The sequence below is a fragment of the Colwellia psychrerythraea 34H genome, from assembly GCF_000012325.1.
Lineage (GTDB): Bacteria > Pseudomonadota > Gammaproteobacteria > Enterobacterales > Alteromonadaceae > Colwellia > Colwellia psychrerythraea_A.
Genome location: NC_003910.7, coordinates 648346 through 674344 on the forward strand (window position 1 = coordinate 648346; position 25999 = coordinate 674344).

General features: G+C 39.9%; 22 protein-coding genes. 10 read left to right on the plus strand and 12 right to left on the minus strand.

What is annotated here, in order from left to right; translation table 11 throughout:
• Nucleotides 1-41: 41 nt before the first annotated feature.
• The 9 genes from CPS_RS02900 to CPS_RS02940 form a co-directional block, all read right to left on the minus strand.
• Entirely contained in the window at nt 42-1532 is a 1491-nt protein-coding gene (locus tag CPS_RS02900; RefSeq protein ID WP_011041500.1) for a sensor histidine kinase, read from the minus strand.
• Between the two features lie 6 nt (nt 1533-1538).
• Nucleotides 1539-2321 (minus strand): response regulator transcription factor, encoded by a 783-nt coding sequence (locus tag CPS_RS02905; protein ID WP_011041501.1) that lies wholly within the window; start codon nt 2319-2321, stop codon nt 1539-1541.
• A gap of 44 nt (nt 2322-2365) precedes the next feature.
• Nucleotides 2366-3097 (minus strand): spondin domain-containing protein, encoded by a 732-nt coding sequence (locus CPS_RS02910; RefSeq protein ID WP_011041502.1) that lies wholly within the window; start codon nt 3095-3097, stop codon nt 2366-2368.
• A gap of 9 nt (nt 3098-3106) precedes the next feature.
• Complete coding sequence (locus tag CPS_RS02915) at nt 3107-3826, minus strand: spondin domain-containing protein (RefSeq protein WP_011041503.1); 720 nt, start codon at nt 3824-3826, stop codon at nt 3107-3109.
• A 348-nt stretch (nt 3827-4174) separates the two neighbouring features.
• Complete coding sequence (locus CPS_RS02920; protein WP_011041504.1) at nt 4175-5026, minus strand: hypothetical protein; 852 nt, start codon at nt 5024-5026, stop codon at nt 4175-4177.
• Nucleotides 5027-5176: 150 nt separating this feature from the next.
• The gene (locus CPS_RS02925) at nt 5177-6262 is read right to left on the minus strand and encodes a phosphotransferase enzyme family protein (RefSeq protein ID WP_011041505.1); all 1086 of its coding nucleotides are present in this window, start codon (nt 6260-6262) and stop codon (nt 5177-5179) included.
• Between the two features lie 340 nt (nt 6263-6602).
• The gene (locus CPS_RS02930; protein WP_011041506.1) at nt 6603-7709 is read right to left on the minus strand and encodes an enoyl-CoA hydratase/isomerase family protein; all 1107 of its coding nucleotides are present in this window, start codon (nt 7707-7709) and stop codon (nt 6603-6605) included.
• Nucleotides 7709-8485, minus strand: coding sequence for an enoyl-CoA hydratase (locus CPS_RS02935; protein WP_011041507.1), 777 nt, complete (start codon nt 8483-8485; stop codon nt 7709-7711). Before CPS_RS02935 ends, CPS_RS02930 begins: the two co-directional genes overlap by 1 nt.
• A 55-nt stretch (nt 8486-8540) precedes the next feature.
• Complete coding sequence (locus CPS_RS02940; protein ID WP_011041508.1) at nt 8541-9707, minus strand: acyl-CoA dehydrogenase family protein; 1167 nt, start codon at nt 9705-9707, stop codon at nt 8541-8543.
• A 238-nt stretch (nt 9708-9945) separates the two neighbouring features.
• Between CPS_RS02940 and CPS_RS02945 the strand changes: the two genes are divergently transcribed.
• Complete coding sequence (locus CPS_RS02945; RefSeq protein WP_011041509.1) at nt 9946-10818, plus strand: AraC family transcriptional regulator; 873 nt, start codon at nt 9946-9948, stop codon at nt 10816-10818.
• Nucleotides 10819-10976: 158 nt separating this feature from the next.
• On the opposite strand, the gene CPS_RS02950 is transcribed toward CPS_RS02945, so the two are convergent.
• The 3 genes from CPS_RS02950 to CPS_RS02960 all read right to left on the minus strand — a co-directional run bounded on the left by CPS_RS02950 (nt 10977) and on the right by CPS_RS02960 (nt 15360).
• A complete protein-coding gene (locus CPS_RS02950) occupies nt 10977-12554 on the minus strand; it encodes an arylsulfatase (protein WP_011041510.1) in 1578 nt (525 codons plus the stop codon).
• Nucleotides 12554-14116, minus strand: a complete 1563-nt coding sequence (locus CPS_RS02955; protein ID WP_011041511.1) for a long-chain-fatty-acid--CoA ligase — start codon at nt 14114-14116, stop codon at nt 12554-12556. The genes CPS_RS02950 and CPS_RS02955 overlap by 1 nt, the downstream gene beginning before the upstream one ends.
• Nucleotides 14117-14340: 224 nt before the next feature.
• Nucleotides 14341-15360: an AraC family transcriptional regulator gene (locus CPS_RS02960; RefSeq protein WP_011041512.1), complete on the minus strand. Its 1020-nt coding sequence runs from the start codon at nt 15358-15360 to the stop codon at nt 14341-14343.
• Nucleotides 15361-15622: 262 nt separating this feature from the next.
• Here CPS_RS02960 and CPS_RS02965 point away from each other — a divergent pair, with 262 nt between their 5' ends.
• The 9 genes from CPS_RS02965 to CPS_RS03005 all read left to right on the plus strand — a co-directional run bounded on the left by CPS_RS02965 (nt 15623) and on the right by CPS_RS03005 (nt 25824).
• Complete coding sequence (locus tag CPS_RS02965) at nt 15623-16063, plus strand: MaoC family dehydratase N-terminal domain-containing protein (RefSeq protein ID WP_011041513.1); 441 nt, start codon at nt 15623-15625, stop codon at nt 16061-16063.
• A 37-nt stretch (nt 16064-16100) separates the two neighbouring features.
• Complete coding sequence (locus CPS_RS02970) at nt 16101-16514, plus strand: MaoC family dehydratase (protein WP_011041514.1); 414 nt, start codon at nt 16101-16103, stop codon at nt 16512-16514.
• Nucleotides 16515-16569: 55 nt separating this feature from the next.
• Nucleotides 16570-17397 (plus strand): SDR family NAD(P)-dependent oxidoreductase, encoded by an 828-nt coding sequence (locus CPS_RS02975; protein WP_011041515.1) that lies wholly within the window; start codon nt 16570-16572, stop codon nt 17395-17397.
• Between the two features lie 10 nt (nt 17398-17407).
• The gene (locus CPS_RS02980; RefSeq protein WP_011041516.1) at nt 17408-18568 is read left to right on the plus strand and encodes an acyl-CoA dehydrogenase family protein; all 1161 of its coding nucleotides are present in this window, start codon (nt 17408-17410) and stop codon (nt 18566-18568) included.
• 106 nt (nt 18569-18674) lie between these two features.
• Nucleotides 18675-21056, plus strand: coding sequence for a TonB-dependent receptor (locus CPS_RS02985; RefSeq protein WP_011041517.1), 2382 nt, complete (start codon nt 18675-18677; stop codon nt 21054-21056).
• A gap of 67 nt (nt 21057-21123) precedes the next feature.
• The gene (locus CPS_RS02990) at nt 21124-22290 is read left to right on the plus strand and encodes a CaiB/BaiF CoA transferase family protein (RefSeq protein WP_011041518.1); all 1167 of its coding nucleotides are present in this window, start codon (nt 21124-21126) and stop codon (nt 22288-22290) included.
• Nucleotides 22291-22307: 17 nt separating this feature from the next.
• Entirely contained in the window at nt 22308-23477 is a 1170-nt protein-coding gene (locus CPS_RS02995) for a lipid-transfer protein (protein WP_011041519.1), read from the plus strand.
• 245 nt (nt 23478-23722) lie between these two features.
• Complete coding sequence (locus CPS_RS03000) at nt 23723-25327, plus strand: GMC family oxidoreductase (RefSeq protein WP_011041520.1); 1605 nt, start codon at nt 23723-23725, stop codon at nt 25325-25327.
• On the plus strand, nt 25324-25824 hold the full coding sequence (locus CPS_RS03005) for a MaoC family dehydratase (RefSeq protein ID WP_011041521.1): 501 nt from the start codon (nt 25324-25326) through the stop codon (nt 25822-25824). Before CPS_RS03000 ends, CPS_RS03005 begins: the two co-directional genes overlap by 4 nt.
• Nucleotides 25825-25999: the final 175 nt, after the last annotated feature.

The following is a 25999-nucleotide window of genomic DNA, read 5'->3' on the forward strand; positions in this document are numbered from 1 at the left end:
TTGCTTAAAAAGCGTTTCTACTTCAAAGAGGTGATTCATTATCAAGGCAACATGGGTAGAGATAATGAAAAGCTGCTGCCATTACCTAGTTCGCTCTTAACCATGAGTTCAGAATTTATCACTTGCGATAATTTTTGGCTAATCGCCAATCCTAATCCGGCATGTTGAGTACTATCTTCTATGGCATTACTCGCTCTATATCTTGCATCAAATATATAGGCGATATCTTCTTTACTTATACCACTACCATTATCCGTTACGCTAACTTTTACTTGTGTGGATAGTTGAGTAACCGTCATGACAATGTCACCACCGTTGTCGGTATGTCTAATGGCATTTTCTAATAAATTTGTCATTATTCGCTCTAACTTAGCAATATCAGAGTAAACAATGAATTGGCAAGGCTGAGGTTGCAAGGTTAGAGCAATATTTTTCTCGGCAGCTTTTAAGGTAAACTTAGCCAGAATGTCGTGTAACAACTCACCAATAGGGAAGGTTTCTAGATTGACAGTCACTTGACCATTTTCTAGATGCGCGAGCTCAAAAATTTGGTCAATAAGACGCTTAAGTTGACTAACGTTGCGCTGAACAGTCGCTAAATAATCTTGTTTTTCAATGCTGGATAAATTGTCTCCTTTGATCGCTAAGATTTCAATATACCCTTGCATTGTCGCTAGTGGTGTTCGCAGATCATGAGATAAATGAGCTAATAACTCTCGACGTATACGATCGTTTTCAGTCAATAAAGAAAACTGCTGATTGATTTGCACAACCATATCGTTAAAGGTAGCACCAAGGAAATGCACTTCATTACTATCAATGTTCTGGCTTGACTCAGAGCCCCATTGCTTTAATTCAACCTTTGTTTGATCAAATTTCACGGCTTTAAGCGCCTGCATTTGTGTTGCTAGCTCTCTTACAGGACGAGTGAAATAGCGAAATACGGCTAATAAAACAAGTAAAAATAGGAACAAACCGGCGACAACAAATGCGCCATATTTCTGTAAGTCTTTATCTGATTGTACTTGGCTAAAAATTGAATCATAAATTTCGCCGCCAATAATAATATATAAATAACCCTGCAGCAGCTCACCTTGATAAACCGGAGAAGCTGAAAATATTTTTTTATTATTTATATCGCGAGGATCATCTCCAAAAACAGGCACTTGCTGTGGTTTATCAATAAGCTTTTTTAACGGTATTAGTGAAACAGATTTTCGTTTTATTTTAGCGGGATCAGCGGAATACGTTAAAATATTACCTTGGGTATCTAAAAAGTAAAATTCAAAGGAAGGACCTAAAAGCATTAGTGTATGAAAAAGATTTTCTAGAGCCGCTTTATCGTAAACACCATCTTGTAATAACGGATTATCGTGGGCTAGATGTTCCGCGAGATTTACGTGCAACTTTTGCTCTGCCTGGTACTTTGATTGCTGTACCAGAGAGTTACTCCAAGCAACGAGTAGTGAGGCCATGACCATGAAGGTAGCGCAGAGTGTTAATGCTAAGCGTTGATAAAGTGATGTTTTCATCGAAGATCAGTCCTTACATACCGTTGATGGCATTACGCCCGCTGAATTAAGTTTATAACCAACTCCCCAGACGGTCTGAATTATTTTTGGTTCAGTACAGTCTTCCTCAAGCTTACTTCTAAGGCGATTAATATGAGAGTTAACCGTGTGTTCATAACCATTATGATGGTAACCCCAAACACCATCGAGTAATTGAGCGCGTGAGAATACCTGATCAGGGTGTTGACAGAAAAAATCAATCAATTCAAATTCTGTAACCGTTAAGTTAATTGCTTTATTTTTATAAGTGACTTGATGAAATCTATGATCAACCAATAGTTGTCCTATCGATGTACTTGTCTTATCTAACTGAGCCGATTCTTGAACTGGTTTTTCTTCATGTACCAAGCTATTAATTTCAGAGGCGTTTTTAGCGGTAATTGCATGGACTCTGCGTAATTGGCTTCTAACGCGGGCTTGTAATTCACGAACACTGAAAGGTTTAGTCATATAGTCATCAGCCCCCAACTCAAGGCCCAATATACGGTCTATTTCTGATGTTTTAGAAGTAAGCATAATAATGGACTGTAACGGCTTTTCTTGTCTAACTTGTCGACAAATATCTAAGCCGCTAATACCAGGCAACATCACATCAAGCAAAATAAGCTGATAGTCTTTTGTTAACGCTTGTTGTAATGCTTCGTTTCCTTGTGTACAAATATCGCAATTCAAATCTAATTCAGATAAATGCACCTTAATAAGTTTGGCAATATCAATTTCGTCTTCAATTATTAGAATATTATCTTTCATATTTTGGCCAATGAGTGAACTGAGCCGCTCATTGGCCAAGAACACTACTTAGTTCGAGTTATAGTTAATTTAACTGCAGGATTATCAAAACGATGAGCCTGAGTTAGTACTGAGCTTGGTAAACCATCATCTTTACTAACCACACCAGAATGATAACCGACTAAATCGATATCATCACGCGTTGAATCATAGCCAACCCCACCATCAGCTGGGCCTGGAATAGTACCTGCGGCTTCGTTGTTTTGCTCGGTGCCTGAATCATAGACATTTAATCGCCATGATTTTTCTTGGTTTAAGGTCAATGTTGATATATCTACACCAGTAAGACCCGAGAAAGCATCATTTGTATTCACCAACATAGTGGCAACAGTCAAATAAGTTGCTGCACGATCCATTGTACTGATGTTCACAGTAACGCTAGTGCCCGGTAAAGTAGGGCCTTCAGCCGTTGCCGTGGCTAGATTATTCTCTAGTGCAATAAAGTCAGCATTATCTCCACCTTCGGCAAGTTTCTCCAAAGCAACAGAAGCTGCTTGACCAACTTGCCACATTTTAGCATCGCCGTGAAGTGAAACCGCAACAGGTGATAAAGGCTGAGCGTAGGTTAGATTAGTAAGCGTTAATGAATAGCTATATTCCATAGGCGTTTCGACTGGAGGAGGCGCGTCGTTGTCATTATCATTACAAGCAGATAGACCTAAAGTGAGTAAGCTCGCAATAAGTAATGGCTTAGCTAGTTTGTTTGTACTCTTTTTTTGAGTGTTAAAGGTTAACATGTTGCCCCCTTATTTCACGGTAATGGTAAGTTTAGCGACAGGGTTTAACCAACGTTGCACGCTATTATTAATATCACTCATGCCCGCAGACATATCACTATCGCCTAAGCTACCACGGTGAATATGTACTTTATCGTTAGACTCCATATCTGTTACACCAGTACCGTTCATACCTAATAGAGGGTCAAGAGGTGGTGGCACCGGCATGCCAGCTTCTCCAGGTGCACCACTGCCGCGAAGTTCATCATTGGCTTCAGTACCCGCATCATAGGCATTTAAAAATACGGTATAAGTACCTGCTTCTTCGGGTATTTTCCAACTATCTAAACCAACAAAACCATCATTAGAAGGCAAAACCATCGCAGCAAGTGATAAATGAGTATTGGCGCTGTCATTCGATAAATCAAAGCTTGCTGACATTGCAGGTGCTAATAATCCACCAGCAGGGTTTTCATTAAGATTAGCATCGGCGTTGGTTAAGATACTTGATAAACCTGAGATGCTACCACCCTCAGCCATTGCTTGAAGCTCATCGCTAGCCATTGTACCCGACATAAAAATGTGGTTTTCACTGGTGTGTGCAGCTGTAATAACAGGAGTGAAATACAAACCTTGCGTTAAGTTTGTGACAGTAATGGATAATTCTTGTGCCATAGTGGTTGAGCTCGCAAGTGCGAGTGCTAAAACACTTAATGTTGATGTGATTGGCGATTTCTTGATTACTTTCATGATACTTTCCTTTGCAGTTAGATTATACCAATCTGTTTGGTATGGTTTTGTTGTAGTAAAGTATGGGGGGGAGTTATCGCTTGGAGATCACGCATTTATCACTTTTTGTTGGAGAATTAATCACAGAAGTATCACAGCAAGGAAGGGGTAATTATTCTGTAAACAAAAAGACAATAAAATCGTGTTGAATGTGTAGTGTTTTAAATCGTATTGAAAGGCTTTAAGAGTCTACAAATTCACAAGTAAGGTGATAGAGAGAAGGGCGTTTTATGCAATGGCTGTAGGATTTCAGTGGCATTATATAATTAGAGGTATTGTCAAACACCTCTAATTATAGGGGGATTTCGATTATATTTTTTTAACGTAAAAAGCCGTTTCATGCCCCTGTATGTACATAACTGTTTCTGATTTTTCCCCAAATATAGGCTCATCTAGCGAACTTACATTGTGAATCAATGTTATTGAATATTCTCCTGATGCAGTGGTTGCTGGCGCTAATGCACCAGTAATCACCCATAAAGAACCATCACTTAACAGTATTGAATCATTTTCACCTTCAGAGTAAAAAGTGTGAAGGCCTTGCCATATGATTTTTGCTTTCGTTAAAGGCTTAAGATAATAGCCAAAAGGTGCGTATTCATTATATAAATACCACGCACTAAATTCACCCAGTTTTTCAGCTGTTTGGGATGTTAGATCAGGAAAATTACTTCTTACATTATAGAGTGTGTAATCAAAAATACCCCCAGTGTTAATGTCTGAATAGTCAATACCGTTAACTCTCCATATTGAGTTATCATCTAATAACATTACGCTACCGACGGATAATGGCGCTAACTCTATATTTCCTTGTTGTAAAATAGTAGGGGTTTGGATCGGGTCAATGTAAAAGCTAGCTGCGCTATTGTTAATAAATACGTAATATTGCCCTTTAACACCTTGGTTAGGCTCACCAAAATCATTTGGGTTATCATAAATGATGACGTCTACTTCTCCAGCACTATGCGTTCCATCACCGAGTGATAGACCGACAATACTCCATAGCGTGCCATCTGCTAACTTTATTAAGTCGTTTATAGAGTGACTCTTAAGGTAAATTATTTCTGAATGCTGGGACGATATTTTATTATCAGATGAACCCCCTCCTTCACCGCATGCAGAGAGCATAAAAACGAATACAAAAAAACACCAAAATTTCATGAAAAATCCTTTTAAATTAATGAACTATATTATGGTAACAGTAGAATGATTGTTATACAACGTAACTCAGTTGTAGGCCTCGTGCATCTAGGGGAGACCTGTTAATCGCTTTGATGGTAGATATTTTTACACTAGAGGATTTGCTATTAACTATGCTTGCATAGCCAGTTTTATTAACTCAGGCTCAGCTTCACAAAGTAAAATAAATAACTGAATTTGGTTGAAAGCGCGATCTAAATTATGTTTTTCACGGCTTACTTGGAAATAGCTATCACCATTTAAGTAGTCTGTTAAAAAACGCGTACCAAGACTAAAAGGTACTGATTTAGTACCAACAATTAAGCTGTCTTTTTCAAGAGCAGACATCTTAGTGCCAAAAGCATTTTGATAACTTTGAATAAGTGCTGAAAAAATATCTAATTTAATTATCATTGCATCAATATTGGTGTCATCTTCTGCGAGATTACTGCAACATGTTCTTACCATGTCACCAAAGTCATGCATTAGTAAACCAGGCATACAGGTATCAAGATCAATTACTGCACAAGGAGTGTCACCTTCAGTAAATAATAAATTGTTTATCTTGGTATCGTTGTGCGTAACATGCAGGGGTAACTTTTTGCTAATATCGATAACATGATTGATAAAATCTTGTTGGTCTAAGCAAAAGTTGACTAACGTTTGGCAGCTCGACAAACGATCTTGAAGATCATTTTCAACGGCTTCGTTAAGTTGTCTCATGCGAAAACTTATATCATGAAAGTCTTCAATGATAACAGCGAGTTCTTCAACGGGAAAGTCACTTAGCGTACAGCTAAATTCTGCAAACGCATTGGCAACAAGCGCGGCTTGTTCAGGTGACTCAACTTCCTCTAGTGTGTAAGAGTTGCTGATAAATTCCATCAAACGCCAATAATTAGTACCAACTTTGCTATAAGTCTCGCCTGTTTTGCTCAATATTTGTTGGGGAATTGATAGTGGGTAGTTGCCGATATTTTTTTGTCGTTGCAAATGTAGGTTTATTTTTTGTGCGTTACTACTTAACTCTGCGGTTTTGGGAAAAACATCATGGTTGATTTGCTGCAAGACAAACTCAACTTCAGGGGTAGTCAATTTATAAGTATTATTGATATGACCATTACCTAAAACAGCTATTTCAACTTCAGCAAAGTCATAATCATAGTTATTTAGAACGGTATCTATATCTGAGTGGAGCGAAGCTGATCTGTTATCCATTGCTTTTAATACTTATGTTTTAGTGATTATCTTGTTAGCAATGTGATTATTCTAGTAAGTACTTACCAGCGAGCCTATGCTAATACATTAATCTGTAACAATTCAATTGTTAACAAATTAGCGCAAGATGTTACTCTTTTTTGTCAAATAGTGCAGTAACTTTCTCATTGACTTGGTGGTGATCATAGGGGATTAATTAAGGTAATTATCTTAAGTATTAGTAACTTTTACCTTTTTAAAGCTGAATGCCAAATAGACATTAGTGATGGGTATGAGCCCATTACCGTTCAAAGTACATGCTGAAATGTGCATCTTGATTGGTAACGGGCGTATCGTTAATCTATAAATCGGCCAACGGATTTTGTTGCCAAGGAGCCTCGAAAAATGGTGCTATCACCTCGTTTGTTACTTCGCTCAACTGTTTATATTGCCAGTCAGGGCTTTGGTCTTTATCAATTAATAAAGCCCGCACGCCTTCAGCAAATTCAGTGTGACGAATAATGGTTGTGGCAAGTAATACTTCTTTTTCAAAAACAGTTTTTAAACCTAACCCTTTACAAAGTTCGAGTTGATGGAATATCCACTTAATTGCCAAAGGTGAACCACTGGCTAAACCATTTTTTGCTCGTTGAAGCCACTTGTCATCAGTCTTGAGTGATGAGAAATTAGCCGCTATTTTTTCTACATTATCACTGCGACACAAATCGTTAATTAATGTTTGATTAGTTGCTAAATTTCCTGCTGGAATATCGGCAATACACTGACTTTGATAATGGTTAAAAATGTTATCTAAGTTGTTGTTGATTTCAAACGCAGGACATTCTAAAGAGGTCAATTCATCGATAACGGCTTGCTTGCTTGTATGAGTAATTGCGTAATTAGCAATACCAGCATAAAGACCGTCAGCAGCATTGATGGAGGAACTTGTTAAGGCTAAAAATCGACCACAATAACCTGGCATAGTATTTAAAAAGTAACTACCACCGACATCGGGAAATAAGGCAATGGTTACTTCTGGCATCGCTATACGTGTTCTTTCTGTGGCAATACGATAAGAGCAGCCAGCAAAAACACCCAAGCCACCACCCATCACAATACCATGGCCCCAAGCGATGGTCGGTTTAGGGTAATTATGCAGTAAATAATCTAGGCGATATTCACGCTCAAAAAATGTTTCTGCATACTCACATGGGCCTCCCGGCTGTTCAATTGATGACTTGTACAAGGCTTGTACATCCCCCCCCGCACAGAATGCTTTTTCACCTGCACCTTGAATAAAAACGGCGGCAATTTTATCATTTGTTTGCCATTGCTGTAATTGAGCTGACATCAGATCAATCATTTCCAGTGTTAATGCGTTTAACGTTTTTTCACTGTTTAGTGTTAAAACACCGATACATTGGCCATTTTTAATCGCTAATTCTTCAACTGTTACGGGACTGGTCATTAGTTATTCTTCCACTGAGGTTTACGTTTTTCAATAAAAGCACTAACACCTTCTTTTTGATCTTCGGTATCCCATAATTTTACAAAAAGTTCTCGTTCTTTAGTGTAAGCAGAATTAATATCACCATTACGGGCTTCCATAATTAACGACTTACAATAAGCTACAGAGGTTGGTGATTGACTTTCAGCTTTCTCAGCGAGTGCTAAAGCTCGCGATAATGAGGTGCCAGTAGGGACTACTTCAGAGACTAAGCCTATTTTTTCAGCTTGTGGCGCTTTAATACGCTCACCTAATAAAATCATGCGTTTAGCCCAACCTTCACCGATTAACCATGACAATTGTTGTGAGCCTAAACCACAAGGCAATAAGCCAACAGCAGCTTCAGGTAGTGCCATTTGTGCTTGTTCTTCACATATTCTGACATCGCAAGATAAAGCGACTTCTAACCCGCCTCCCATAGCAAAACCAGTGATAGCAGCGATGGAAACCCCTTGATAGTTTGATAGTGCTTCAAACGCACCGCCAAAAGCGGCTGAAAAGTCAAAGGACAAACCTTTGTCATCATGATTGAATTGATTTAGGTCTGCTCCTGCACTAAAGAATTTTTCACTGTCACTCGTTAAAATAAGTGAGTAGTTATCTTTGTCTTCATTAAGTACACCAATTAACTGTTTTAAATAATTTAAGCTCTCAGGTGTCCAAGTATTTGCCGGAGGGTTGTTAAAAGTCACAATAGCGACATGGCCGCGTTTTTCTACCTTTAATAAATCACTCATCGATAACTCCAAAACATTGTTTAAAAATAGGGTTTAAAAAAATTCTCATGCTGCACTAACGAATAATGTTAGTGGCACCTTCTTCTAAGATACGTCGTGCGGTTATTACCCGCATAATTTCATTAGTCCCTTCAAGAATTTGATGAACGCGTGCATCGCGCATATATCGCTCGATAGGATATTCTTTGATATATCCGTAACCACCGTGTAATTGCAGGGCATCGTTACAAACATTAAAACCAACATCGGTTGCAAAACGTTTTGCCATGGCACAATAAGTTGATTTATCAGGGTCGTTTATATCTATTTTACTCGCCGCTAATCGAATCATTTGTCGTGCTGCCACTAATTCTGTCACCATGTCAGCCAATTTAAATTGCAAGGCTTGAAAAGCTGCCAGTGGTTTACCAAATTGTTTACGCTCTTGCATATAAGCTTGTGACAAATCAATACAGGCTTGCGCAGCACCAATTGAACAACTAGCGATGTTAATGCGACCACCGTCTAAGCCTTTCATGGCAATTTTAAAACCTTCACCTTCAGCGCCTAATAGACAATCGGCAGGTAGTTTAGCGTTCTCAAAACTAATGGCGCGTGTTGGTTGAGAATTCCAACCCATCTTGTCTTCATTTTTGCCATAACTAACGCCAGCAAGATCTGCAGGAACTGCAAAGGCTGAAATACCTTTTGCGCCTTCTTCTTGTGACCCTGTACGTGCCATTACAACTAATACATCGGTTTCACCTGCACCACTGATAAACATTTTACTGCCGTTAAGCAGGTAATAATCACCGTCTTTTTTAGCTGTGGTACGCAAAGATCCAGCGTCACTGCCGGCGCCAGGTTCGGTTAAACAATATGAGGCGAGTTTTTGACCCATGACCAAATCATCACACCATTGCTGTTTGGTTGATTCAGTACCCCAAGTGGATATCATCCAACTGGCCATGTTATGAATTGAAATAAAGGCTGCCGTTGAGGTACAACCTACGGCTAATTCTTCAAGAATGATGGAGGTATCTAAACGCGGCAAATTCATACCACCTACGTCTTCTGGGCAGTACATACCCATAAATCCTAATTCACCAGCTTTTTTAAACATGGCTTTGGGAAAAATTTTCTTCTCATCCCATTCACTGGCAAACGGCTTCATTTCTCCGGCTGCAAAGCTTCGTGCCGCATCTTGAAAGGCTAATTGATCTTCGTTCAGTAAAAAATTCATAAATGCCCTTAATTCGAGTCATTACCAAGATAACTGGTATGGCCTGATTGTATTATTTTTATATTCTAATGAAACAATAACATGAACTTTATTGCTTTGATAAAACTACTGTGACTATATAAACACATTGAAATAGGGGCGTGAATTAACTATATTATTCTTTTGATGGACTATATTGCTGTTAATGGTGTGGCCAATGCATATTTTTAGTGGAGGAGTGGAAAATGAGAACTGATAGATGAGTAAACCTTCACGTTGGCCACTTACCGCAGACGGTATTCGTTTTATTACGCCACATGTACTGGTTAAGCGTTTGCAAAACCATGCCTTAGCTAAAGGGCTTTTTGTTACTGCAATGGGCTATTACCCAACAGCAAGTGGTCATGCTATGGAACGCAAAGGTCATCCTGACCATATTCTTATTTACTGTACTGCAGGTAGCGGCTTTCTAACTATGGCAGGTAAAACAACTGAGATTAACAGTGGTGATATTTTTTATTTACCAGCAGGTTCACAGCATAGCTATCAAGCGAGTAAAGAGTTGCCTTGGACATTATATTGGCTTCATTTTGATGGCACGTTAGCAAATGATTTTTGCCAACACATAAATATTGTTGAACGTAAGTTTACTATTGGCGTACAGCCCAGAGTCATTCGAGTGTTTGATGGCATCTCACACCTTCGCCACAGTAGTCATAATCTGGCTGAGTTTATTCAAGGTGGTCATCAGGTTCAAGCGTTGTTAAGTTATATTGCCTTATTAGTGCAGCAGCGAAAACCCAGCGCAATCAATACTTTTGATACAGAGAATTTACGTGCCATGATGCAAGAGCATATTCATAGCAAACTGGATCTTGATTCATTAGCAGAAGCCGCTAAGTTATCTAAATACCATTTTTCAAAGAAATTTAAACAAGTCACTGGCGAGTCGCCTATTAGTTACTTTATTAATATGAAAATGCAACGCGCTTGTTATTTGTTGGATAGCACGCCACGCTCTGTTAAGCATGTTGCATCAGAGTTGGGTTACCACGATACCTATTACTTCTCGCGCTTGTTTAAAAAGAATATAGGAATGGCACCCGCTATTTATCGAAAGGCTAAACTGTAGATGTTTCAAAAGTTAGGACAGGGAGTTCAAGAGTATGAAGAATAGGAGCAGGAAAGAAAATAACGATTGAATGTGAATACCGTTTAAAATAAAAGCAGCAGGAATATATTACCCTGCTGCTTCATTCTAATTGAAATTTATTGATGGAAAAGGATGCACTAGTATTGTGGTACTGACATCCCCATTATTTTTTTAACCATGGCATCCACGCTCCAACTGGCCGGCTTTTGGCGAGGAGGGAATTCAACAAAGGTCTTCATTTGCTGTGCTGTCATGGTAATGCCGCGAGAAAATTCAAAAATATGATCCACATACCACCTTTCATAACTACCTGATTCGTCTCGAGCACGTTCATAAGGGTCTTGACGTAAATTGGTTAACAGCGGTGCTCTTAACGGGGTTAATGGACATATCCAAACATTTAATCCTTCACATTCTTGAATACTGTATTGCAGTTTCATATCGCCAAAACGAACCGCTGATAAATCACCACCATCGGTAAAATACAGGTAACTCGGTCTTGGCGCTTCATCGGTTGCTCCCGTAAGATAAGGCAACAGGTTATAACCATCTAAATGTACTTTATACTTTTTGCCATTAACGGTAGTCCCTTGTTTTAGCTTTTCTTTAATATCAGTGACACCTGCAGCAGCCAACAATGTTGGTGCCCAATCCATATGTGACACCATTTCTATTTTAGCGTCGCCAGCTGTTATTTTACCTGGCCATCTCACCATAGCCGGTACACGGAATCCGCCTTCCCAAGTCGTATTTTTTTCACCTTTAAACGGAATGGTGCCACCATCAGGCCAAGAAAAGACTTCAGCACCATTATCGGTTGTGTATAAAACAATGGTGTTGTCAGCAATAGCTAAACGGTCTAATTGATCAAGTAATACGCCGACCTGATAATCATGTTCCATCATGCCATCACCGTATATGCCGCCACGCTTTGATAAACCTTTAGACTCTTCTTTTAAATGTGTCCAGATGTGCATGCGAGTCGCATTAAACCAGACAAAAAATGGTTTGTTGTTTTTATGCGCTTTATCGATAAATTTAGTCGTTGCCGCTAAAAACTCATCATCGATTGTTTCCATGCGTTTTTTAGTTAATGGTCCCGAATCCTCTATTTTTCCATCAGCAAAGGAATGAATAACACCTCTTGGGCCAAAACGTTTTTTATAAGCTTGATCTTTTGGGTAGTCGGGATGTTCTGGTTCTTCTTCTGCATTTAAGTGATACAAATTTCCCAAAAACTCATCAAAACCGTGATTGGTTGGTAAAAATTCATCTTTATCCCCTAAGTGATTCTTACCAAACTGGCCAGTAACATAACCTCTATCTTTTAATAGTTCGGCAATGGTGACATCCTCTGCGCGTAAACCTTTATCAGAGCCAGGTAAGCCAACCTTGGTTAATCCCGTTCGTACCGGATATTGACCAGTAATAAAGGCTGCACGACCAGCGGTACAAGAGTTTTCACCGTAATAATCAGTAAATAACACACCTTCTTTTGCTATACGGTCAATGTTAGTGGTTTTATAGCCCATCATGCCGTGGGTATAAGCGCTAATATTACTTTGGCCAATATCATCTCCCCAGATAGCTAGTATGTTTGGACGCTCTGTATCAGTAGTCCCTGAGGCCATTCCAGAAGTGACTAATAAACAGGTTGTTATGATTTTGGTGAAATTCATTGTTAAGTAACTTTTCATAGGTAAAAATTTATCCATTAGTTGATTGCTCTGGTTTCATTGATCCAATAGGGTTCACGTAATTCATTTTTCATGATTTTACCCGCACCGGTTATCGGAAAAGCTTCTACTCTAATTTCGATGCTCTGAGGTACTTTATAACCAGCAATATATTCACGGCAGTGACTAAATATTTCTTCATCCGTGATTTCTTGGCCTTCATTAAGTCGAAGAATGGCATGCACTGACTCACCCCATTGCTCACTTGGAATACCTAAAACAACGGACTCTTGAATAGCGGGATGATGAGACAGCGCGTTTTCAACTTCAGCAGAAAAAACATTTTCTCCACCGGTAACAATCATATCTTTAAGCCTGTCGACCAAGAAAATAAAACCATCTTCGTCCATGTAACCCGCATCGCCTGTCAATACCCAGCCATCAATGAGGGTGGCGGCGGTTTGTTCGGTATTATTCCAATAACCCAACATACTGTTTGGGCCTGATGCCGCTATTTCTCCTACTTTACCTGTGGGTAATACCTTGCCGTTTTCATCTCTCATCTCAACACTAACGCAATAGGCAGGGCGACCAGCTGAACGAAGTTTTCCCGCGTTAGGACCTTCTAAAACGTGGTACTCGGCAGGAAGAATCGATATAACAGGAGATAATTCAGATTGCCCATAGGCTTGAATAAACTTTACCGAGGACATCTTTTCCATGGCAGCAATTAAGGTGCCTTCTGGCATGGGAGACGCGCCGTATATAATATGCTTGAGACTACTAAAATTGGCGTTATCTAATGCCGGTGTTGCAAGCATCATAGTCACCATAGTAGGCACCAATAAAACATGGTTTACTTGTTTATGTTCGATAGCTTCAATAACAGACGTTGCTTCAAAATAAGGTACAAAGACCTGAGATAAACCGCCAATAACCATGGCATAACTTACGCCAACATCGGCAAGATGAAACATAGGCGCCGCATGAAGGTAACGCTCACCTGCGACATTTAAGCCCATCTCTGCCGTGACCACTATGGAGCTTGACCATAAATTAGTATGAGATAGCATCACACCTTTAGGGAACCCGGTGGTACCACCGGTATAAAATATGCCGGCAAGTTTACTATAGTCATTTTCAACGGGGGCAATGGCATCAGCATGCTCAATTAATTGTTCATAATTAAGCATGCCTGCTGGGGTTTCACCGTCGCCCATATAAATGATTACTTGAATCTTTTCACATTGCTTTGCTAGTTCCTTACCCATTTCTAGAAAGGCATCATCGACAAAAAGCACGCTACTTTGTGAATTTTCTAATGAGTAGATATTTTCTTTAATGGACCAGCGAATGTTTAGTGGTACAACAACGCCTCCGATCCAAGGAATAGCATTGTAATATTCGAAATATTGATCTGAATTCATGGCGAGAATAGCCACGTGATTTTCTTGTCCTACCCCGTGTTCAACTAATGCTCCGGCAAGCTTGGCAACCCGTTGTTCCACTTCCTTCCATGTTCGCTCTCTATCACCGAAAGATGTGCCAATATTATTACTAAATATTGTCGCATTGCGTTGTAGTGCCTGATAAAAGTACATAAAAACCTCTTTTTTCAACTGAAAAAGCGCAGTTTTATTTTATGAACAAAATAAAATGAACGCTCAGTGCAACTGATATTATTATAGTTACCGTTAAATCTGCTTCAATCTTGCTATTCAAACTATCGGTTTGGCGATTAAAGAAACATGATAATAAGCGCCAAAATTGAAATCAATTGACGCATAAAGACAAGAGGGATTTATTTACCTGTTTGGTATAAAGGCTAGTTTTTATATTTTGAAGGGCTGCAACCGGTCCAACGAATGAAGGCGCGCGTAAAAGAGGCCATTTCACTAAAACCGCAACGCTCGGCAATTTCATCAAGGCGTTTGTCGGTATGTTCCAGGTAAAAAATCGCTTTTCTTTGGCGAATATCATCTTTAATTTGCATGTAATTTGAATTTTCTGCATCAAGCTTACGTTGCATGGTTCTCACCGATACCCCCAATTGTTCGGCAAGTTCGAGTTGGTTAGGAAATCTGGCATAGGGACATGCAGACAACAAATCTTTAATTTGTCGAATAAAACCTAAGGTTTGAAAAGAATATGTGATCAATGAGAGAGGAATATCGAGGTAAGATTTAACTTCCTGATAATTACATTTTACTGGCTGTTTGAGCCACTTTATATCAAAAGCTAATTCACAATGTTGCTGATTAAACTTTATTGGGCAAGCAAAAAGAAATTGATAATCACTAATATTCTTTGGTTTATCTTCCATAAAGTGGCTGTATTTCAACGGTATTTCTTTTTTGATCAACGTTGATAATACTTTGTGCCCCATACATGTACATAAAGCACTGATGAGTAGTGAAAATCGGGGGTCTTTAACTTTGGGGATAAAACGCCAACGTACAAGTGAACCCTCAATAATCGTGCTGGAGTTCACCGGACTTTGAGATATTCTTATCACTTGCTCTATTGCTTTTAACGCTTGAGCTAAGGTTTGCTCGGTACATGCTGATTTAACCATAAGATCTACTGAGCCGCGTGGCAGCTTTGCGGTTCCTGCGCCTAGAAACTCATCATCTGAGTATTCGAGGATAATGGTATACCCCTTGATAATATAATGCTTTGAGATAACCACCTGGGGATCTTCAATTGACTTTAATGATAGCCCTATTCTTTTAGCGAACTCTTCTCTTGCAAGGCCTATTGATTCACCAAGAAAGCAAAAATCCCTAACAAAGATATTGGTAGCAAATAACTCACCTGTTGCGGCAGAGATATCATTTTGGTTCAATTTTTTCTCCTTTATTTAGTCTATCAATATAATTATAAATGGCCTGACATCATGTTCGTTTTGTTTTTATACGTCAATTGATTTCAATTTTGACGTTTATTGTCATATAAGAACAATGCGTTAACTTGCTAGTTTTAATAAGGCGCTAACTAAGTAAATAACAAAACAGCTAGCACAACATAAAACAAAAATATTTACTACTCAGGGTCTTGCAACATCGTAACTTCGATGCATGACCCGATAAATATTAAGAGAGAACAGCATGTTAAACACAAGCGACATAGGTAAGGTCTTTCCATCGGTAACCGCCGTAGTAGAAAAAGGTCGTTTACGCTTTTTTGCCAAAGCGATTGGTGAGAACAATCCTATTTATACTGATGAGGCTGCAGCAAAAGATGCAGGGTATGAGTCTTTACCTATGCCACCAACCTTCTTTTTTAGTTTAAAGATGGACGTTCCTAATCCGTTTGAAAACTATGAAAAAGTAGGGGCGTCACTGGCAAAAATACTCCATGCGAATCAAGCCTTTGTTTATCATCAATCGGTTGTAGCCGGGGACTCGTTAACGTTTGAAAGCCATATTGCAGACATTTATGACAAAAAAGCTGGCGCGCTAGAGTTTTTGGTAGAAAAAACGAAAGTCTCTAATCAACGAGGACAACACGTTGCCGATATGACAACGACACTCGTTGTTCGTAACTAATACCATGCACAAGGTTTAATAAAAGAGAGTTATTAACATGATTGGATTTGATGAAGTTCAAGTGGGTGATGAGTTACCCGTATTACAAACCAAAGTGATTTCACGCACGACATTAGCGTTATTTGCTGGCGCTTCGGGAGATCACAACCCAATGCATATCGATATCGACTTCGCAAAAAAAGCGGGCATGAATGATGTTTTTGCTCATGGCATGTTATCCGCAGCCTACTTGGGACGACTGTTAACTGGCTGGGTTGCGCAAACCGCGATTAAAAAAATAGATGTTCGTTTCACGGCCATCACGCAACTGTTTGCTGAAATTACCTGTAGCGCCATCGTGAAAGAAAAATTTGAACGTGATGGTAGTAAGTTAGTGCTGCTACTTATTGATGCGAAAGATCAAAACGGTGACATTAAAATTTCTGGCAGTGCTGAAATAGCGCTTAACTGATCTTTAGCCAATTACCCCAAGCAATTTAATTAACGACAGAAATAAAGAGAATATGATGAGTAAGAATTTACAAAATAAAGTGGCATTAATTACTGGCTCTGGCCGCGGCATTGGTAAGGCATTGGCATTAAAACTCGCAAGTGAAGGTGCAAAGATTGTTATCAATGATTTAGATGAGGCACCAGCCCAAGAAACAGTTTCTGAAATTAAAGCCGCTGGTGGAGAGGCCATTTCTTTTGTCGGTAGTGTTACGGCGAAAGGTTTTGCTGAAAACTATATTGCCGCCGCGATAGAAGCATTTGGCACGCCAGATATTTTAGTTAATAACGCGGGATACACCTGGGACTCACTGCTTCACAAGGCTGAAGATGAACAATTTGATGCTATGTATGATATTCACCTTAAAGCACCTTTTCAACTCAACCGAGCATTTACTAAAGCGGTAACTCCAGCGGCAAAAAATGAAGCTGAGGCCGGTATAGAAGTGTTCCGTAAAATAATTAACATCTCATCTATCGCCGGTGAATACGGCAATATCGGACAGGTAAATTACTCCTCGATGAAGTCGGCATTGAATGGCATGACTAAGACCCTTTCTAAAGAATTAGGTCGCCTTAAAATAAATGTTAATTGTGTCGCTTTTGGTGTGGTTGAAACTCGTCTAACACAAATAACCGATGTAAAGAAAACGATTGTAGTTGATGGCAACGAAGTTGGCGTGGGTATTCCTGAAAAAGTGAGTGCAGGTTTTGCCCGAATGATACCTCTTGGTCGCAGTGGTACTGCTGAAGAAGCGGCTAACGGAATTTATTTATTTTGTACGCCAGAATCAAATTACATCAGTGGCCAAACCGTGGTCGTTGGTGGTGGTTTAAGAATGTAGGAGAACAACAATGGTACCTTTTTATTGTACTTGGATTGATGAAGATTTACGGATTTTCTCTGAATCGGTGAATAAGTTTATTGATAAAGAAATTGCTCCCTATTATGAAAAATGGGAAGACGACGCTTGGATGCCAAGAGAGATATGGAACAAGTTAGGTCAAGCCGGTTTGTTATGTGTGGACATGCCAGAAGAATACGGCGGTTTTGGTGTCGACTTTAAATTCGCAGCACTGATAAATGATATTTTTTATCGTCGCGGTGTTGGCGCTATAGCGGGTGGTGGTATTGCCGTTCATGCGGGCATCGTTGGTCACTATATTTTAAATATGGGTACTGAAGCACAGAAACAAAAGTACTTACCTAAAATGGCCTGTGGTGAATGTGTTGGTGCTATTGGCATGACCGAGCCAGGTGCGGGTAGTGATTTGAAAGCATTGAAAACATCGGCGAAGAAGGTTGATGGCGGTTATGTGATTAATGGTAGTAAAACTTTCATCTCCAACGGTCAACATTGCGATATTGTAGTACTCGCCTGTAAAACCGATCCCAATGCGGGCGCAAAAGGTGTTTCATTATTTATTGTTGATGCGGACACCAAAGGTTTTGTCAAAGGACAAAAACTAAAAAAACTTGGTATTCATTGCCAAGATACTTCAGAGCTGTTTTTTGATGACATGTTTGTACCTGATGATGCGTTGTTGGGGCCACTTAATACTGGTTTTATCGCCATGATGAAGGAATTGCCTCGCGAACGTTTATTGTTAGCAGTCGGAGGTCAAGCCGCAGCCGAGGGTATGTTAGAAATCACTATTGATTATGTGAAAGAGCGCAATGCTTTTGGTAAGCGTATAGCTGATTTTCAAAATACGCGTTTTAAATTGGCAGAGCTTGCGACTGGCGTTCGTGTGCAAAAAGCCTTTGTTGATCAGTGTGTGATGCTACTGGCTGAAAACAAACTCGATGCGGTTACCGCTTCAATGGCTAAATTGCATGTTACTGAGTTGCAAGGGAAAGTAGCAGATGAGTGTTTACAATTTTTTGGTGGCTACGGCTACATGACCGAATACAGAATCGCGCGAGAATTTGTTGATGCACGGGTGCAACGAATTTACGGTGGTACCTCAGAAATAATGAAAGAAATCATCGGCAGAGAGCTGATTAAAGACTAATTAGAATAAGAATAATAATAAGAACATATGACAAGTTATTACAATAATTGGGCTAAAAAATATAATAAAAAGCCTTGTTCACTTAAGTGGAATAATTGGAGATATTATGAATATCCTACCTATAGCAAAAAGCATTATCGCAATGTCGGTTGCCTCAGCGTTATTAGTTAATAACGTGGCAGCAGAAGAGCTGAATGAATCAACAGTTGATACCAAAGATGTTGAGGTGATTGAAGTTAGAGGCGGTCAACGGGTTAAAACCCTGCGAGAAGTGCCGGCTTCTGTCAGTGTCATTAGTGGTGAATCATTAAGCCAAATGAAAATTAATAAGTTAGACGACTTATCTCAGTCTTTACCTAACGTTAGTATTTCTGAAAATGCGGTACAAGATACTATTTCTATTCGTGGGGTTAATTCAGATCTTCAAGCGGGCGGTGAGCAATCGGTCGGCATATTTTTAGATGGTGTTTATCATGGGAGAGGTGTGCAATCACGTTTTTCGTTTATGGATGTTGATGCTATTGAAGTATTACGTGGCCCTCAAGGAAGTTTATTTGGTAAAAATACCGTGGGTGGTGTTATCAGCATTTTGCCAGCACAACCGAAAGATTATTTTGAAGCAAAACTAACTGCAGCTTATGAATTTGAATATGAAAAAGTCGACTATTCAGGCTATGTAACCGGGGCACTTAACGAGAGTGGATCTTTAACGGGGCGTTTTGCTTTTAAGGGATCAAATAGCGAGGAAGGTTGGGTTGAAAATGAAGCCAATGGCGAAACCATGCCGACCAAGGAAGATAGCGCTTTACGCGGTATTTTAAATTGGCAGGTAAACGATGACTTTAAAGTTAACTTACGTGCAGAAAATGGCACATTTGAGACAAAAGGAGCCCCTTATGAAATCCTCTACTTGGAAGACAGCCAACCCATAACAGGGCTCGCTAGAATGTTTGGCGCAGAAGCCAATATTGATGGTAAAACCAATATTTCAAATGGTAATTACCCTGGCTTAGGCTTTAATGGCGAAGAAACACCTTATTTCATGGATGCTAATTTTAGTGAATATGCGCTAAAAAGTTACTATAAAATAGATCAAGGCACCATTAGCGCCACCATAGCACAATCTAATTTAGATTTTGTTCGCTCTCAAGATGCTGATTTTGGTCCTTTACCCGTCATACAGTTTAGTGAATCAGAAGACTACCAACAGAACAGCGTAGAGTTAAGATTTGTTTCAGAAGATAACGATGACTTTGAATATTTATTTGGTGTCTTTTGGCAAAACAGTGACTTATTAGTTGATGCGGTTGCTGACTTTGCCACAGCTCCGGGTACTCCTGTTGCGGGCGCCTTTCCTATTCCTATTGAGCACGCGGTAACCAGTCGTTTTAATGAACTTGAACAAGAAACCGATTCGTTAGCATTATTTGGCCAAGTTACTTTTGGCTTAACAGAGTCGCTGAAACTTGAACTGTCAGGGCGTTATTCAAAAGAAGAAAAAACAGGTCGTCAAACAGTAGAAGTATACGGCGGTACGGGTGATGGCAGTAAGAGCGGTTTACCATTAACTAACCCGACTGAGCTTTTCATTTGGAGTCAGGCCATTATGGAAGCGTTCCCGCATTCAGTACCGGTGAGTCGAGAAGAAAACCTATTTTCACCTTCTGCTAGTTTAACTTGGCTTGCCTCTGACTCGGCCAGTTTTTATGTCTCAGTGAGTAAAGGTTTTAAAGGCGGCGGTTTTAATGCTATTGCTATGTCGCCTGATTTAGATGAAATTGAATACGAAAATGAAGAGGCTATTTCTTCTGAAATTGGCGGTAAATTTGAATTTTTCGATGGTACTGTGCTGTTAAATACCGCTATATTTAATGTTGCTTATGACAATATGCAGACCACATTATTTACTGGCGGAACAACGTTTGTTGTTGAAAATGCAGCAAAAGCTACCTCTCGTGGTCTTGAGGCTGAATTACGATGGTTAATAAACGACGAATTTACCTTAGATGCTAACCTTGGTTACATTGATTTTGAATTCGACGATTATAAGAATGCAGGTTGTACAGCACAGCAAGTGATTGACTCAGGTTTGACGGGCTCAGCTTGTGCCGCTGCGGGGCTGAATGATCTTTCAGGTAAAACCAATCAAGATGTGCCTGAAATAACGTTATCGCTAAGTTTACAACATGAGTTTGCCATAAACGAATATGTGGTCACTAGCCGTATTGATAGCAACTATGTTGATGATTTCTTTGCTACTGCAGATTTAGACCCTATTACGGTGCAAGAAGCTTATATTGTTTGGAATGCCGCAGTAAGTATCGCTTCGTCTGATGGTCTTTGGAAAACAGATCTTATCTTTAAAAATATAACCGATGAAAGCTATTTTTATTACGCCAATGATGTACCGCTATTTGCAGGTTCGCAATTTGCTTCCTTCAGTCAACCTAGCACGGTAACACTGCAATTTAGTTACTTATTTGAATAATTCCTTACTAAGTTTTTAACAGAGCAAGGAGGGAGAAAACTCCCTCCTTATTTTTATAAGGTTAGTTATGTCAGCACTTGCTAATGTAAAAATATTAGATTTTTCAACCTTGTTACCGGGTCCTTTTGGCACCTTAGTCTTAGCAGATTTAGGCGCCCAAATTTTACGTGTTGAAGCGCCGGGTCGTACTGATTTAGCACGTATCATTGGCGAGCTTGATGGTGATGCCTCGTATGCACATCGTTATTTAAATCGCTCGAAAAAATCCATAGGTTTAGATCTTAAAAAGCCAGAGGCTATTGAGATTGTCAAACAACTGATTGCTGAATATGACGTGGTGGTTGAGCAATTTAGACCTGGCGTGATGGATAAGTTGGGCTTAGGTTACCAAGCGTTAACAGCGATCAACCCTAAACTTATTTATTGCTCTTTAACGGGGTACGGACAAACAGGGCCTTATAAGGATAGAGGTGGTCATGATAATAACTACTTGGCTATCGCAGGCACGCAAGACTATAGCCGCAGAATAAATACCGCGCCTGTGCCTGCGGGTATTCAAATAGCTGATGTGGCAGGCGGCTCTATGCACCTTGTCGCAGGTTTGCTGGCGGCAGTTATACAACGCTTAGAAACGGGTATTGGACAACAGATCGATATCAGTATTACTGATGCCGCTTTTAGTCTAAATGTTTTTGCTGCCTCAAATTATCTAGGCGCAGCAGTAGCAACAGGACCCGAGCAAGAATTACTTAATGGTCAACAGTTTTATGATTACTACCAAACCAAAGATGATCGATATTTATCCGTGGGTGGTTTAGAACCTCAATTTAAGAAAACCTTGTGCGAAGCAATAGGGCAGCCAGCATTAGTCGAGTTAGCTCTTTCGCCTAAGTTAGCGCATCAACAAGCCTTTAAGGCGCAATTAACAGACATTTTTAAATCGCAGGATTTTGCCTATTGGAAAACATTATTTCGTTCAATCGATGCCTGTGTTGAACCCGTGTTAACCATGGACGAAGCGTGTCAGCATGAACAAATTAATAGTCGAGAAATGATTGTCGAGGTTGATGGTATTAAACAAGTAGGCTGTGCAATCAAAATGTCAGCTAGCCCTGCCAAGTATCAATTCAAAGGCTGTAGCTTAGGTGAACACAACCAAATCTTGCAACAAGAGTTTGGCTTTAGTGAACAACAAATTAATCAGCTTAAAGCTGATGGTATTTTTGGAAAATAATTTTAGGAGATAAAGAAATGAGTCAAGTAATCGTAGCCGGCGTCGGTATGACAAAGTTTTGTAAACCGGGCCAACAAGAACCTTATCGTGTGATGGCTGCTACAGCGATAAAGATCGCATTGGCTGATGCAGGCATTGATGCAACAAAAATTCAACAAGCCTTTGGTGCTTATATTTATGGTGATAGTACCTGTGCCCAACATGCCTTTTATGATGTTATTCAAAGTGGTATTCCTGTGGTAAACGTCAACAATAATTGCTCTAGTGGTTCCACTGCGCTGTTTTTAGCGAGACAAGCGGTGCTCTCGGGCGAAATTGAATGTGCGTTGGCTTTTGGTTTCGAAGAAATGCAACCAGGCGCATTGGGCTCAGGTTGGGACGATAGAGAAAGTCCTTTTGATCGAGCAAAACCAGTGTTAGAAAAGTTTAATGCACCCGATGGACCTCTGGCATTGCAAGCCTTTGGTGCTGCAGGGCGTCATTATATGGATTTATATGGTGCTGAAGCTGACATTTTTGCCAAAGTCTCTGCAAAATCTCGCAGTCATGCGGTGCATAACCCTTATTCTATGTTTACTAAACCGCTGACCTATCAAGATGTGCTCAATGACAAAGTGATCTATGACGGTTATATGACACGTCTAATGGCCTGTCCTCCTACTTGTGGCGCGGCGGCGACTATTGTCTGTAGTGAAGCTTTCGCCGCAAGAAATGGCATCACTAATGGGGTGAAAATTCTAGCGCAAGCCATGGCAACAGATACAGAGAAGTCGTGGCAAGATCCTATTTATGCGGCGGGTAAGGGCATGACCGAAATAGCAGCCCAAAAAGTATATAACATGGCCGGCATTAGCCCAGAAGACATTGATGTGATTGAATTACATGACTGTTTTACCACGAATGAAGTAATCAGCTATGAAGGTTTAGGGCTTTGTCCAGAAGGTGGCGCGGCTGAATTTATCGACAAGGGCGATAATACTTATGGCGGGAAATTTGTTATTGGTCCATCTGGGGGCTTGATGTCCAAAGGTCATCCTATTGGCGCAACAGGGCTAGCACAATGTACTGAGTTAACTTGGCATCTACGTGGTCAAGCAGGCGCACGGCAAGTTGAAGGTGCTAGACTGGCTTTACAGCATAATGTTGGTCTTGGTGGGGCAGTAGTTGTAACGCTTTACGGAAAATAAAAAAGATGACTCGAGTGACTTCGGTCATTCGAGTTTTATACCAATGTCATTAAATTTGTGATCTTGTTGTGCGCAGGAAAAATAATTCAAGGGTAGGCGCTTGATTGACCAATAGCTGGCTATTGGGATTGAGAGCAACGCCGCCTTGGGATATTTTAATCAACACAAGTGGGTAAAAACTTGATGAGATTGGTATTAATAAATAGCAACCGATATGAGTTGTAATAGATGATGGGGAAGATAAAATGTACAACTATATTATTGTTGGTGCTGGCTCCGCTGGTTGTGTTTTAGCTGCGCGTTTAACCGAAAATCCTAATATTACTGTTTGTTTATTAGAAGCGGGCGGACCCGATAAAAGTGTCTTTATTCATGCTCCCGCAGGCGTAGCAGCAATGTTGCCTACGAAGATAAATAACTGGGCATTTGAAACTATTCCTCAAAAAGGACTAAACGGTCGTAAAGGTTATCAACCTAGGGGGAAAACCCTTGGGGGCTGTTCATCTACCAATGCCATGCTGTACGTAAGAGGCAATAAATGGGATTACGATAATTGGTCAGCGCTAGGCAACAAAGGCTGGAGCTATGAAGAAGTGCTGCCTTATTTTAAAAAGTCTGAAGGTAATGAGTATTTTTCTGACCAATATCACAACCAAGATGGTCCGCTAGGTGTCTCCAATGCAACGGCTGCCAGTAATACCAATGAAATGTTTATTGCATCTTGTCAGGAACAAGGGCTGAAACAGAATGATGATTACAATGGTGCTGAGCAAGAAGGTTGTTTTATGTATCAGCGCACGGTAAAAAACGGTGAACGTTGTAGCGCAGCTAAAGCCTTTTTAACACCGCACTTGAATCGTCCAAATTTAACGGTAATAACTCATGCATTAACGGAAAAAGTATTATTTGAGGGAAAAAAAGCAGTCGGCATACGCTATAAAAAAGACAAAAAATCAGTCGATATTCATTGTGATAAAGAAGTCATTCTTAGCGGTGGTGCTTTTGGTTCACCACAAGTCTTAATGCTCTCAGGGGTTGGTCCAAAAGAGCACCTTTCAGATAAAAACATCTCACTTGTTCACCATCTCCCAGGTGTAGGTCAAAACTTACAAGATCACATTGATTATATACAAACTTATCGAGTTGCCAGTAGTGATGAGACTTTTGGTCTATCACTACAAGGTGGTACCAGCATGCTCAAATGGATGTTTGAATGGAAGAATAAACGTTCTGGAAAAATCACCAGTACGCTGGCAGAATCAGGGGCATTTTTTAGTACGCAGGACAATGTAGTCGCGCCAGATGCACAGTTAGTCTTTGTACCCGGTATTGTCGATGATCATGCCCGTAAAGTGAATTTTGGTCATGGTTATAGTTGCCATATTACGGTGCTTCGTCCTGATAGCACAGGTGAAGTGAAACTCAATAGTAGTAATCCAGAAGATTCGTTAGCAATAGATCCTAAGTTTTTTGATAATGACAAAGATTTAGATTTGATCAAACGTGGTGCGAAAAAAATGCGCGCTATTCTTGAAAGTAGTCCTTTCGATGGTATTCGTCAAAAGCTGTTATTTCCCCTTGAAAAAGGCAATGAGCATGCCCTAGAGCAAGACATTCGTAATCGCTCAGACACTCAGTATCATCCCGCTTGTACTTGTAAAATGGGCACTGAGTATGATGCTATGGCTGTTGTTGATGAACAGCTTAAAGTACATGGTTTAAATGGAATTAGAGTTGTAGATGCATCTATTATGCCTAAATTGGTCAGTGGTAATACCAACGCACCTACCATCATGATTGGTGAAAAAGCTGCCGATATGATTCTGGCTGATTATGAGGATTCACAATGAGTGACGTTATCAGTGAGTCTGCATTAAAGTCAGCCAAAACAGAAAAAAATCAAAAGATCTACTGGGATGAACTTAAAGAAGGAGAGCAATTTTCTTATGGCCATTATCAAGTCTCAGAGCATGAGAACATTGATTTTGCCAAACGTTACGATCCTATGGAGTTTCATGTCGACCCAGAAAAAGCGAAGTTATCACCTATAGGTGCACTGTGTGCCAGTGGCATCCATACTTTAGGCATAATGCAGCGTTTAACCTTTGATAACATCTATACCAATTGGCATATTGTAGCAGGACGAGAGCTTAGAAAATGTCAATTTCGACTACCTGTTTTTGTTGATGATTGCCTAACGGTTAACATGACCATTGCCAAATTAAGCGTAGATACTCGTAGTGACAGAGGAAATGCAGAATTAACGTTTGATGTGAAAAATGCCAAAGGAAAGACGGTATTGGAAGTGGAAGGTGAAATAGTCTTACAAAGATTTCCAAGTATTTAATGACTTCGTTGATGCATTAAACCGATAAACAACCCAATTAAAGTAAGAGTGTTTTACTGGTTTTGTTAACGTTAATTGACTCTTATATATCCAAACTAGATGAATATTCATCTTCAAGTGCTTTGGGTATAGGTTTTAAAAGCCAATTTATTTTGGCATAAAAATGTCTCTCTTA